The 12,564-nt window shown below is 61.2% G+C and carries 11 protein-coding genes; 4 read left to right on the top strand and 7 right to left on the bottom strand.

Features of this window, described 5'->3' with window-relative positions; translation table 11 throughout:
- Positions 1-2: 2 nt before the first annotated feature.
- Both QZW03_RS02435 and mutL read right to left on the bottom strand, forming a co-directional pair.
- Positions 3-755: a DNA alkylation repair protein gene (locus tag QZW03_RS02435; protein ID WP_296507984.1), complete on the bottom strand. Its 753-nt coding sequence runs from the start codon at positions 753-755 to the stop codon at positions 3-5.
- A gap of 5 nt (positions 756-760) precedes the next feature.
- Complete coding sequence (mutL, locus tag QZW03_RS02430; RefSeq protein WP_296507983.1) at positions 761-2,809, bottom strand: DNA mismatch repair endonuclease MutL; 2,049 nt, start codon at positions 2,807-2,809, stop codon at positions 761-763.
- A gap of 34 nt (positions 2,810-2,843) precedes the next feature.
- Here mutL and QZW03_RS02425 point away from each other — a divergent pair, with 34 nt between their 5' ends.
- The gene (locus tag QZW03_RS02425) at positions 2,844-3,488 is read left to right on the top strand and encodes a VTT domain-containing protein (RefSeq protein WP_296507980.1); all 645 of its coding nucleotides are present in this window, start codon (positions 2,844-2,846) and stop codon (positions 3,486-3,488) included.
- Between the two features lie 108 nt (positions 3,489-3,596).
- Here QZW03_RS02425 and QZW03_RS02420 read toward each other — a convergent pair whose 3' ends face one another.
- Positions 3,597-3,800 (bottom strand): hypothetical protein, encoded by a 204-nt coding sequence (locus tag QZW03_RS02420; RefSeq protein WP_296507978.1) that lies wholly within the window; start codon positions 3,798-3,800, stop codon positions 3,597-3,599.
- 103 nt (positions 3,801-3,903) lie between these two features.
- On the opposite strand from QZW03_RS02420, the gene QZW03_RS02415 reads away from it, so the two are divergent.
- Positions 3,904-6,429: an EAL domain-containing protein gene (locus tag QZW03_RS02415; protein ID WP_296507977.1), complete on the top strand. Its 2,526-nt coding sequence runs from the start codon at positions 3,904-3,906 to the stop codon at positions 6,427-6,429.
- Between the two features lie 63 nt (positions 6,430-6,492).
- On the opposite strand, the gene QZW03_RS02410 is transcribed toward QZW03_RS02415, so the two are convergent.
- From QZW03_RS02410 to tsaE, 3 genes are all read right to left on the bottom strand, one after another.
- Positions 6,493-7,248 (bottom strand): hypothetical protein, encoded by a 756-nt coding sequence (locus QZW03_RS02410; RefSeq protein WP_296507975.1) that lies wholly within the window; start codon positions 7,246-7,248, stop codon positions 6,493-6,495.
- A gap of 142 nt (positions 7,249-7,390) precedes the next feature.
- Positions 7,391-8,785 (bottom strand): N-acetylmuramoyl-L-alanine amidase, encoded by a 1,395-nt coding sequence (locus QZW03_RS02405; RefSeq protein WP_296507973.1) that lies wholly within the window; start codon positions 8,783-8,785, stop codon positions 7,391-7,393.
- Positions 8,782-9,273 (bottom strand): tRNA (adenosine(37)-N6)-threonylcarbamoyltransferase complex ATPase subunit type 1 TsaE, encoded by a 492-nt coding sequence (gene tsaE, locus QZW03_RS02400; protein ID WP_296508309.1) that lies wholly within the window; start codon positions 9,271-9,273, stop codon positions 8,782-8,784. Before tsaE ends, QZW03_RS02405 begins: the two co-directional genes overlap by 4 nt.
- A gap of 54 nt (positions 9,274-9,327) precedes the next feature.
- Between tsaE and queG the strand changes: the two genes are divergently transcribed.
- Entirely contained in the window at positions 9,328-10,401 is a 1,074-nt protein-coding gene (queG, locus tag QZW03_RS02395) for a tRNA epoxyqueuosine(34) reductase QueG (protein WP_296507971.1), read from the top strand.
- A gap of 19 nt (positions 10,402-10,420) precedes the next feature.
- A complete protein-coding gene (locus QZW03_RS02390; RefSeq protein WP_296507969.1) occupies positions 10,421-11,221 on the top strand; it encodes an isochorismatase family protein in 801 nt (266 codons plus the stop codon).
- Between the two features lies 1 nt (position 11,222).
- On the opposite strand, the gene QZW03_RS02385 is transcribed toward QZW03_RS02390, so the two are convergent.
- A complete protein-coding gene (locus tag QZW03_RS02385) occupies positions 11,223-12,224 on the bottom strand; it encodes an MBL fold metallo-hydrolase (RefSeq protein ID WP_296507967.1) in 1,002 nt (333 codons plus the stop codon).
- Positions 12,225-12,564 lie beyond the last annotated feature (340 nt).

The following is a 12,564-nucleotide window of genomic DNA, read 5'->3' as shown; positions in this document are numbered from 1 at the left end:
GTTCAATGCATCGGAAAGTCACCCTTGAGCAATGCGCTGCGCTGCTGGGGGGTGAACTTTTCAATCGCGTAGCGCAGCGTGGTGCGGGGCAGGTCGGCATAGTGGGTTTCCAGAAACGCCAATAGCCGTGCCGTATCGCGCTTGCCCAGCTCGCGCAGCATCCAGCCGCAGGCCTTGTGCATGAGTTCGTGCGGGTCGGAGAGTAGCTGGGCGTAGAGCTTGAGCGCGTCATCAAAATCACCCGCGCGAATAAAGGCAAAAGTGCTGAGCACGGCCAAGCGGCGGTCCCACAACACCGGGGATTTCGCCAGCTCCCAGATCACGCTGCGATCGCGCTGCAGAAGGTAGGGGCCGGTGATGTAAGGCCCCACGCCATCCACCAGGTTCCAGTTATTGATGCGGTCGCGGTGCTGCAGCACGCAGTCAACCACCGCGGTCTGCACATCCGCCTTGCCCTTGGCAAAGCGGCGTGTGAGGATGTCGAGCGCCAGCAGGCGCACCTCGTTGTAGGGAGATTGCAGCAGGGCCGCGCAATCACCAAGGGTCAGGGTGTTGAACTGCCTGGCCGTTTCGCGGATGTCCGGCACGCGGATGCCCAAAAATTGATCGCCTTCTCCGTACTGCCCAGGGCCGCTTTGGAAATAGCGGGCTGCGGTGGCGGCTTTGGCTGGGTTAGCTTTGGCGAACAAGGCCTGCTCGGCCTCGCGCGCTTCGCGACTGAGATCGGGCAGGCACAGGTGAGCTGCAGGTGGCATGGCGCTCAGCGCCCGCGCAGAAACAGCCCATCCAGCTCTTTGAGTGTCACCTGGCGCCAGGTGGGGCGGCCGTGGTTGCACTGGTCGCTGCGCTCGGTGGCTTCCATGTCGCGCAAGAGCGCGTTCATTTCTTCGAGGGTGAGTTTGCGGTTGGCGCGCACGGCGCCATGGCAGGCCATGGTGCCCAGAATCTCGTTTTGTGCGCGCTGGATGACGGTGCTGGCGTCGTGTTGCGCCAGCTCGGCCAGCACGCTGCGGGCCAGTTCCACCGCGTCGCCTTGTGCCAGGGTGGTGGGCACGGCGCGCACGGCCAGGGTTTTGGGGGAGAAGGGGCTGATTTCCAGGCCCAGGGTGTTGAGGGTCGCGACGTGAGCCTCGGCGGTGGCGACTTCGTCGGGGGTGGCGGCAAAGGTGGCGGGGATCAGCAGGGGCTGGCTGGCCAGTGGGTGCACGCTGCCGTCGGGGGCGGTGAGGTTGATTTGGTTTTTCAGCCGTTCGTAGACGATGCGTTCGTGGGCGGCGTGCATGTCGACGACGACTAGGCCTTGGGCGTTTTCGGCCAGGATGTAGACGCCTTGCAGCTGGGCAATCGCGCGGCCCAGGGGCCAAGCGTTTTCGTTGCCATCGCGGCCGGTAGGCCAGGCTTCTTCGCTGGCTAGACGGCTGAGTGGCTGCGCGCTCTGCTCCGTGTCCTCCGCCCGCTGCGCGGGCTCCCCCTTGACCTGCGCAGAGCCCGCAGCCACCCAGCCGTCTTGGGTGGCTGGGTTGCGCTGCCAGAGCTGGCTCATGTCGTTGACGCGGTGGCCTATCAGGCCCTCGTTTGATTCAAATTTAATAGCGGGTTGCGCACTGTACATGGGGGCTACAGGCCTATTTGGCACATAAATGCCGGGGGAGGGCAGTGCGCCGGTTTCGCTGGTGGTGCCAAACAGGCTGGGCGCTTGGGCTTGGCCGGCCACGGTGCCGGCGGCGGTAATGGCGCGGGGGGCGGCCAGGGTGTCTTCTACGGCGTGGCGCACGGCTTGGTGGACTTCGCGGCTGTCGCGGAAGCGCACTTCGATTTTGGTGGGGTGCACGTTCACGTCCACCCGCGTGGGGTCCATGGCCACATACAGGGCGTAGACCGGCTGGCGGTTGCCGTGCAGCACGTCTTCATAGGCGCTGCGGGCGGCGTGGGTCAGCACTTTGTCGCGCACAAAGCGGCCGTTCACGTAGCAAAACTGTTGGTCGCCGCGCGAGCGGGCAGCGTCGGGCACGCCGGCGCGGCCCCAGACCCGCAGGGCGGGTTGGCCGAATTCATTGGCTTGGCTGCTGTGCCAGTCCACCCGCACGCTCTGGGCTAGAAACTCGGGGCCCAGCACGTCGCTGAGGCGCTGGTCCAGTGCGGCGAGAGCTGCGTCCAGGGGGGCGTCTGCCAAGGGCATGTCGAGGCAGCGGCGCCATTGCTCTATCAACTTGCCTTCGTGCCAGATGGCAAAGCCCACGTCAGGGCGGGCCAGCGCGTGGCGGCGCACGGATTCGATGCAGTGCGCGAGCTCGGTGGCGTCCGTTTTGAGGAACTTGCGGCGCGCGGGGGTGCTGTAGAACAGCTCTTTCACTTCTACCGTGGTGCCGGTGTTGCGGGCCACCGGGCGCAGCTCGCCGGTGCGGCCGTCGAGCAAATAGGCATCATTCAGGCCGCTAGCCCTCGACAATATCGCGCAGTCAGCTATTGAATTGATAGCGGCTAGCGCCTCACCCCGAAAGCCCATAGTGCCCACGCTCTCCAGGTCGCGCAGGTTGCCGATCTTGCTGGTGGCGTGGCGTTTGAAGGCAATGGGCAGCTCGTCGCGCAAGATACCTTGGCCGTCGTCTTCCACGCTGATGAGGCGCACACCACCGGCCAGCAAGCGCAGGGTGACTTGGGTGGCACCGGCGTCGAGCGCGTTGTCCACCAGCTCGCGCACCACACTGGCGGGGCGCTCCACAACCTCACCGGCCGCAATCTGGCTGATGAGTTCGTCGGGGAGTTCACGGATGGGGCGGCGGGGGGCGGGGGAGAGTGGTGCGTTCACAAAAGCATTTTAGGCGGGCAGCATAATCTCACCCATGGAACTAATTGCTGTACTCATCGATTTCATTTTGCACGTGGACAAGCACCTTGAAGTGTTTGTCCAGACCTACGGGGCCTGGGTTTATGCCCTGCTGTTCGTGATTATTTTTGTGGAAACCGGCGTGGTGGTTATGCCGTTTTTGCCGGGGGATTCGCTCCTGTTTGTCGTTGGCGCCATGTGCGGTGCCGGCTTGATGAGCTACCCCCTCGCGGTGGGTTTGCTGCTGGTGGCGGCTGTGTTGGGAGACCAGTGCAACTACAGCATCGGGCGCTACTTCGGGCCCAAAGTGTTTCAGTGGGAGCAGAGCCGTTTTTTCAACAAAGCTGCTTTTGACAAGGCCCACAACTTTTACGAAACCTACGGCGGATTCACCATCATCGCAGCGCGCTTCATGCCGTTTTTGCGCACCTTTGTTCCCTTCGTGGGAGGAGTAGCCCAGATGAACCGCGCCAAGTTCACCCTGTTCAATGTGATCGGCGCGGTTTTGTGGGTGGTGGGTATTTGTTCCGCCGGTTACTTTTTGGGCAGTATTCCGTGGGTGAAAATGAATTTGGACAAGATTATTTGGGCGATGATCCTGATCCCCGGCTTGATCGTCGTGGCGGGAGCACTGAAGAGCCGAACCAAGCGGCCAGCTTAAAGATTTACTTCCTGTGCAAAAAATTGTTGGAACCCTGCTGGAGCGACTGACGACTTTTGTTTTTCCGGTCGCTGCACTTCTACTGACACTGGGTCTATGGTGGGGTTTTCAGAATACAGCGCCACTGGCTAGCGGAACCGCGCTTTCACTCAAGGTGTGGGAGCAGGCCGACGCGGTGGCGTATGCAGGGCCTAAGCCGCCGAACGATCGTTTGATTTTTCGGGGTGAGGCCAACATCATCGACACACAGCGGTCGACGGCGCCTTTCTGGATGGAGTTTTCGGCACCTTCCAGCGCACAGGGGCAAGCCATGGTGGTTGACTTTCCTTCCCGGCACTCCATGGGCATGGCGTGTTGGGCAGCAGACTCGGGGCAAGCGCTCGGCAGCGCAGACCTGAGTGGTGCCCACGGGTTTATGGCCAAAAGCCGTGGCGGGTTTGCATTGCAGGTTCCTGCCGCATTGGCGCAGGCGCGTGTGGCTTGCCGTGCGACCTTCAGAGGCCCAGCCAAATTTACTGCGAACGCATGGAGCAGTGAAGCCTTGAGTCAGGCGCAGCTCTTGCACAAAAAGACAGGAGTGGCCATAGAAGCGGCTATCGGGGTGTTGGCAGTGTTCATGCTCTTGACAGCCTTTGTCAATTTCAATGCACTCTATTTGGCATTTGTAGGAGGGCTGATCCTCAATATGCGTATGGCCGCGCTATCGGTTGGTACCGACTTCAGCTTTCTAGGCCTGCAGATCCCGCCGGAGTATTTGATTCCGATGCGGCAGTGGACGCTGTGCCTTTATTTCGCAAACAGCGTTGGTTTGTTTTGTGTATTGTTCAAAAAAGAGCTGTTCGGAATCAAACGACAGTGGCCACTGGTGGCGCTTCAGGTGCTGTCTTTGGGCTTTTTGTTTGCCGCACTGTTTGTTTCCTATGAGAGCTTGCTGCCGTCACTGTGGGTAGGTACGTTTTTAGGCTCACTCGTTATCGCTGCCTATCTGGGATGTTTCTTGTGGAAAACAGAATCCCGTGTTGCCGCATGGTACGGCGCGTCGACGTTTCTGACCTTGATAGCTACCTTGAATGAAGTGCTGATCGCCTCCACTGGGCAACGGTTTTTTGAGTACGGGTTGAACAGTGTGACCGCGGCCATTGGTTCTGCTCTCCTGGCATCAGCAGCGGTTGCCGAGCATATGCGGACCCATCGTCTGCAAAATGTGAAGGCCCAGCTTTTGCTGGAGGCGGCTTACCAAGACTCTCCTATTGGATTGTTTTCGGTAACCGAGGGTACTCACATATCAAAAACGAACCCGGCCTTTGAGGGAATGCTCGCTCCCCTGGGTAAACAGGGCACATCGGAGCTGGCTGATCTTTTTGATCTGACAGTTCAAAGGCGAATCTTCGCGTTGCGGGCAGCGCGACAGGCCGGAATTCTGGAGTTGCAGACACGCGTCGAGTCGGCAAATCAATCCGATTACCGGTGGTTTGCTGTGCGGGCATCCACGGCGGATGGCGCCATTGTGGAGTGCTCCTTGCAAGACATTACTGCGCAGGTGTTGGCGACGGCGAGTTTGGAAGAGCTCGCGAGCCACGACCCGCTGACTGGTTGTTTGAACTTGCGGGGCCTTGGACTTGAAACTGAGCGTAGTTCGAGACGGCCCTCCGCACTTGCGTACTTTGATCTGGACCGTTTTAAGCTGATCAACGACCTCTATGGTCACAGTGCCGGTGATGAGGTGCTGAAGCAAGTGACACAGCGGATGCGAAGCGTCTTGCGCCCGGCGGATGTTTTGGCCCGTATTGGTGGCGATGAGTTTGTCATTGTTTTCTACGACGGTGCGATATCGGAGTGTGAACATCTTTGCAATACGATCACAACGCTGATCGGTGCGGCTCCGTTTCAGATTGAAACTCAGAGTTTCGCGCTCGATATATCTACAGGACTCGTCGGCGCTGACCAATGCCAAGCGATGGATTTAAAAGGGCTGATATCTGCGGCAGACATGCTGTGCCGCATGGCAAAGAAGCGCCCGCAACAGAGGATGTTCGTTATGACATCCGGTGACCGATTTTTGCAGCAGCATCAGGACGAGTTGGAACTGATCGATTGTTTTGAGCGAGGCCAAACACCCGAGGGTTTGTTTTTGCTGATGCAACCCGAGGTGTCTCTCAGTAGACCGTTTGATTCATTGAATTTCGAAGTGCTGATCCGACTCCTCAAGGCGAATGGCGAGGTGGTGGGGGCGGGGACCATTATTGAAGCTGCAGAGGCACACGGAAAAACCGCCATCATCGACCGCTGGGTGCTTGGCACCACAGTCCGTTGGATTGAGGAGAACGCCGACAAGCTTCAGGCTACGCGGTTTGTGGGGGTGAACCTGTCCGGTGGCTCGTTGAATGACGAAGCATTCACGCAAGAGCTTTTCACCTTGTTTGAGCAGCATCCGGTAGCACTGGAAAAACTGTGTATTGAAATCACAGAGACAGTCGCGATCACCGACATGAAGAATATGCAGCACTTCATTGATCGGGTCCGGTCCATGGGCGGCAAAGTTGCGCTCGACGATTTCGGGGCCGGGTATTCCTCGTTCGGCTACCTCAAACAACTGTCAGTGGACTCACTGAAGTTGGATGGTTCATTGGTCCGGGATGCCGTGCGCATTTATGCCGGCCAAGCCATCATCGTTGCTATTGGTGGCTTGGTGCGCAGCCTGGGTATGAAGTCCGTCGGCGAGTTTGCAGAAGACTTGCCAACCATCAAGGTCTTGTTCGATGCGGGTATTGACTACGCGCAGGGCTATGGCATCAGCAGGCCGGTGACACCGGAGCAAATTCTGGCCGCTTCGAGTGGTGCAGATTTCATTCAAGACCCTGAGATCCGCGCATTTTTCGAAGCTATTCAAGAGGAGGGGTCGGTCTCCATGCCCTTATTCCGCGACTCTCGTCGCGATTGAGCCAAGAAGGCTGACCCGGCAATTTCAAGCGCGCAGTCAGCCTGTTGGCTGCCCACTGCACAGTTACTTCAAAGACATGGCGGCGGCACTTGTGGGGGCTGGTGCCTTCCAGTTTCCTGGCTGATGATCTGGGCACATCCAAAGGGACTCCGCAAGGTGCTTGGCCCCGGAGATATCGATGTCCGGATGAACTTTTTCAAAGAAGAAATCAGTGTGGGGGTGCTGGGCGCCCACATAGAGTCTCTGCGCCCGTTGCGGGTCCAGGTACATCACGCGATGTGGCACACCGCCTGTAAACGTCATGGGATAGAAAACTCCTGCCGGCCCGACGTCGGTAAAGAGCAAGCTGTCATAAATCCGGTCTACAGGCCGTCGACCGGTCGCCATCATGAAATCTACGTTCTGTGCCAGGCAGTAGCGATGAAAAGCCTTGAACAATGCGGCCCGCACGAGGGACGAGCCCGAAGTGCCCTTGATGCACAGCCGCGTAGATTCCACCATTCGTTGGCCCTGAAAATCGCTGGAGAGCGCCAAAGACATTTGCAGCGGCAACGGCTCCATCACATTGGAATGGGTCCTTAAGGTCCCTAGCACGGTGCCGTCGAGCTTAGAGGTGGCAACAAACACTTCGCACCCATAGGCAAAGTCGGCGGCTTCAGGCTCTCGCAGCTTGGCACCCAGTTCCGGCAGGTGTTTGCCATAGGAGGCAGCGCGTAGCTGGATCACGCCGTCCATCTGCGCCTCGGTGGCAACTTCTACCTTGAATGGCAGTATTTCGGTGCGTGCAACCGCTGCTTGAATTCTCTCCACCAGAGCCATGACAACCTCCTTCCAGTCCGTGAATGAAAGGACCAGTCTAGGGTTGCTACCTAGTTCTAATGGATCAATGAGGCCGGGTTTGGGCCTGCATTTCCACGCCAAAAACACAAATATCGGCTTCGGCAAAACCGAATATGGCGTTTTAGCTGGTGGTGCGGTTGCGGGCCAGCGGCGGGTTTTTGGCGAAGTAGCTTTCAATACCGCGCATCAGGGCGTCGGCCAGCTGGTTCTGGTAGGCCTCGCTATTGAGCTTGGCCTCTTCGCTGGGGTTGCTGATGAAGGCTGCCTCCACCAGCACGCTCGGAATATCGGGCGCCTTGAGCACCGCAAAAGCGGCTTGCTCAACCCGTGGTTTGTGCAGCTTGCCCACGCGCTTGATTTCGCCCAGCAGGTTGCCACCCAGTTTCAAGCTGTCGTTAATTTGAGCCGTGGTGCTCATGTCGAGCAAAGCCCGCTGGACGGTGGCATCTTTGGCTTTGACATTGAGGCCGCCAATCAAATCGGCCTTGTTTTCTTTGGCTGCCATCCAGCGCGCCGCACTGCTGGTGGCTCCGCCCTGGCTCAGCGCAAAGACGCTGGCACCCTGGGGGTCGGGCGTAAAAAATGCATCGGCATGGATGCTGATGAACAAGTCTGCTTGCACCCGCCGCGCCTTTTGAACCCGGGTGCCGAGGGGCACAAAAAAGTCCGCATCCCGCGTCAGGAACGCCCGCATGGCATTGCCATTCACACTGGCGGCATTGATGCGCTCGCGCAGCAGGTGCGCCAGCTTCAGGACCACATCTTTTTCACGGGTGCCGCCGGGGCCGATGGCGCCGGGGTCCTCGCCGCCGTGGCCGGGGTCCAGGGCAATGATGATCAGCCGGTCGGTGCTGGTGCCCGATTTATCCGGTGTTTGAGCATCTTTTGTGCCGCTAGCCCCTGCAGAATCTGCGCGAGCAGCTCCTGTTTTGATAGCGTCACCCGGCCGGACACTGGCGCTGGCCGCAGGGGCCGGAGCGGCAGGGCGCTGCGTGTGCTGTGCGATCAGCGCCTCCAGCGGGTCTTGCGCCACCGGCTTAGCGGGCTGGGCCGCTTTGGCTTCGTTGGCGCGATCGGCAATCAGGGTGTCGAGCGGGTCGACTTCGGCCACCGGGTAGAGGTCCAGAACCAACCGGTGCTGGTAGGCCGCCACGGGTGCCAGGCTAAACACCTGCGGCCGGATGGGGTGCTTCAGGTCCACCACCAGGCGCACGATGTCCGGGGTGAACTGCCCGACCCGGATGCCCGCAATATTCGGGTCATCAGCCTTGACCTTGGCCACCAGCTCTTTGAGCGCAGGGTTCAGGGTAATGCCCTGAATATCCACCGCCAGCCGGGGCGGGTTGGGCACAAACAGCTGCTTGGCGCTGAGCGCGGAGTCGGACTCAATGGTCACCCGCGAATACTCAGGCGCAGGCCACACTCGCACGGTCATGATGGCAGCGCCCTTGGCCAGCTCGGCAGCACCCAGCGTCAACACCAGGCTACCAGCTTGCAGCAGGGTGCGGCGCTTCAAGCCCCGGCTCCTTGGGCCGCTTCCACGAGTTGCTGGCCCGCAGGCGTGGTGGCGACGAGGCGTACCCGGCGCCGGTGGTCGTCCAGGGTGTGCAAATACAGGTTCACATCGGCGGGCGGCAACATGCCGGCGGCCTTCTCGGGCCACTCGGCCAGCTTGAGACCGGGGCTGGCAAAAATGTCGCGGAAACCGGCTTCCTCCCACTCGCGCGGGTCGTTGAAGCGGTAAAAGTCAAAGTGCCAGATATTCAGCGCGGGCAGTTCGTAGGGCTCCACCACCGCATAGGTCGGGCTTTTGATGCGGCCCGTCACGCCCAAGGCTTGGAGCAGATGCCGCACCAGGGTGGTCTTGCCGGCTCCGAGGTCGCCATGCAGGGCCACGAAGGCATTGGCCAGGGCTGGCGTGCCGGCCCACCGGGCCGCAAAGGCGGCGGTGTCAGATTCATCGGCCCACTCCAGCAAGATGCCGGGGGCCGCGCTTTCTACAATCGGGTCGTGACGATCAACAGCACTCAAATCAAAGCTCAATTCGATGGCGACCACATGGTCGCTCAGATACAGGGCTGGGCCCGGGAACTCGGATTCTCCCAAATTGGCGTGGCCGGTGTGGATTTGTCCTCTGCCGAGGCCGGTTTATTGGCCTGGTTGTCGCACGGTTTCCACGGTGGCATGGGCTACATGGCCCACCACGGCCTCAAACGGGCCCGCCCGGCAGAGCTGGTGCCCGGCACCGTGAGCGTGATTACGGCGCGCATGGACTACCTGCCGCGCGGCACCGAAGACGGTTGGGCCGACGCCGAGCTGGCGCGACTGCAACGCCCGGGCGAGGGCATTGTGTCTGTCTACGCGCGCGGCCGGGATTACCACAAGGTGCTGCGAAACCGGTTGCAGCAACTGGCAGACCGCATGTCAGCGCACATGGGGCCGCTGGGCTACCGGGTGTTTACTGACAGTGCGCCGGTGCTGGAGGCGGAGCTGGCCAGCCGCAGTGGTCAGGGCTGGCGGGGCAAGCACACGCTGCTGCTCAACCGCGAGGCGGGCTCCATGTTTTTTCTGGGCGAGGTCTATCTCGACGTTGCCTTGCCGCACAGTGCGCCGGTGGAGGCGCATTGCGGCAGCTGCAGTGCTTGCATCAGCGCCTGCCCGACGCAGGCCATCATTGCTCCGCACCGTCTGGATGCAAGGCGCTGTGTGTCGTATCTCACGATCGAGCACGACGGCCCGATTCCCCTTGAGATGCGCCCCCTGATCGGCAACCGCATTTACGGCTGCGACGACTGTCAGCTCGTCTGCCCGTGGAACAAGTTTGCCAAGCGCAGCACCTTGCCCGATTTCGATGCGCGCCACGGGCTCGCCGGCAGCGCGCTCGCCACCCTGATGGACTGGACCGAAGATACGTTTTTGCGCCACACCGAGGGCAGCCCGATACGGCGCATCGGCCATGTGCGCTGGTTGCGCAACCTTGCGGTCGCCATGGGCAATGCACTGCATGGCCAGGCGCTGGACGCTACGGAGCGTGGGCTCTTGGTCCAATCCTTGCAACGCCGCGCCACCCATACCGACCCGCTGGTGCAAGAGCATGTGCTGTGGGCACTGCAGCCACCGGCTCCCCTCTGACACCCTCCAAGGCTTCACCATGAACCTGTACGACCTGCTCATCATCGATCCGCAAAACGATTTTCTGGATATTCCCGGCGCTGCGTTGCCGGTGCCCGGTGCCGCTGCCGATATGCAGCGTCTGGCCGATTGGCTGGTGCCGCATGCCGCCCAGGTGCGCAGCATCACGGTGACTCTGGATTCTCACGCCAGTGTGGGCGTGGAGCGCACCACGTTCTGGCTGCGGGCTGACGGCGCGGCGGTGGCGCCGTTCACCGTCATCACGGCAGCGGAGCTGGCGCGCGGCGACTACCGGCCCCGCAACCCGGCTTTGCTTGGCGAAGTGCACGCCTATTTGCAGGCCCTGGAGGCGAGCGGTCAGCGCCAGTTGGTGGTCTGGCCGGTGCACTGTGTGCTGGGGACTTGGGGCCACAACATTCACAGCGGTTTGAGCGAGGCGCTGGCCGCTTGGGAGCTCGCGACTGGCCAAATAGTGAACAAGGTGCTCAAAGGCCAGAACCCGTTGACCGAGCAGTACAGCGCCTTCAAAGCCGAGGTACCGCGTGCGGATGATGCCCGTTCATTGCTCAATAAGCCCTTGATCCAAGCTTTATCTGCGCAAGGCGCTACTCTTTTGATAGCGGGCGAGGCCTCCAGTCACTGCGTGGCAGCCTCGGTCGCGGACCTGATCGACACGCTGCCTGCAGCCCGCCTGCAGGGTACCGTGCTGTTGACCGATTGCATGAGCCCGGTGACGGGTTTCGAAACCGCAGTACAAGAGTTTCTGGCCCGCGCCAGTGCGGCGGGTATCAAGGCGGGCCGTGTGGCCAGCCTAGCCTGACTCAGCGCGGCAGGCCGTCGAATACATCCATCGGCGTCCATGCTGCGGGGAGGCGGATGTTGACGCCGTCTGCCTCGCCTTGCTGCCGCAGAAAGTCCATCGACGTTTCAAAGTCATCCAGGGGGCGGGGCATGGGCTGCATGGGCAGGGTAGACGGTATCCAGAAGTCGTCCCAGTGAAGGGGGATCACCCGCCGGGCGCCTACGGTGTGCACGGTTTCATTCCAGTAGCGGAGCTTGTGTTCGGCGCTGCGAGGTCCCATGGCGCCGATGCCGAGCAGCACCACGTCCGCCTTCACACCCTGTAGCGCGCCGGGCACAAAGCCTGCCGTTCCGGTTATCAGGAGGGTGCGGTTCCCGTGCGCGATGTGCATGGCGTAGCTCTGGCCTTCCAGATAGTCGGTGGCCCGCACGGGTGGAACCAGAGGCTGCGCGATGACCCCGCCAGTAAAACCAGTGGGCGTGTGCAGGGCCGGGTACAGGGTGACGGTGAACCGGCCGAAGCGATAGGGTGTGCGCAACTGCGCCAGCTGCATGCGCTCCGGCGGCAAGCCCCAGCCTTGCCCCACCATCAGGGTGGAGCTGGAGCCCAGCAGCAGGGCGCCGGTTTGACGGGCCACCTCGGGCGCGTCCATGGCATGGTCGTAATGGGAGTGCAAGGGAATCACCGCTGCCAGTCGGCTGGCTCCGGGCTGGGATCCGGCGCGTTGCAGGCCTTGGGTGATGGCCGGCACATCAGGCGCCACTTTGCGCAAGAACACGGTGAGTTTGTCGGGCCGGGAGAAAAAGCCGTCGGTCATCAGGGCGGTCTCCCCGTCGTCGAGCACCACGGTGGACACGCCCAGAAACCGGACGGTGATGTCTGTCGCCCGGCCGGCCTCGGCAGGCCAGCGCAAGGTTTGCACACCCTCCATTCCCGGCGGGTGGGTCAGCCACCAGGCAAGTGTGCCCACACCGGCAGCCAGTGCCAGCAGCAAGGTGCGAATGATCCAGGTAATGCGCATGCGCACAGTCTAGGCGCGCTGCGCCGTGAACTCTATCGGGGGTTTCGCTGCAAGGCCCACCATTCAGCAGCGCCTTGGAAGGCGGCGACCGTCAAGGCGAACCCAAACATCGCACGCCGGCGCCAGGCGGAGGTGCCGCGCATTGTCATAGCTCGACCAGCGCGATGGGGGCCAGCCACTCATCGTCAAACAAGTCGTCTAAAAGTCGTTGCAAACCCAGCAGTTTGAGAATCATGACAGCTCCCGGTTACGTTTTGCTGAAATGACTTTAGGCCCCCTGTGTGACGGTTTGATGGCACTGTGGCGGCCTCGCTGCAGGGCTTTGAAACCGCCTCCGGGA

Origin of the sequence: Rhodoferax sp. (assembly GCF_013297935.1) — a bacterium.
GTDB lineage: Bacteria > Pseudomonadota > Gammaproteobacteria > Burkholderiales > Burkholderiaceae_C > Allorhodoferax.
This window is presented reverse-complemented; position numbering and strand designations above follow the sequence as displayed.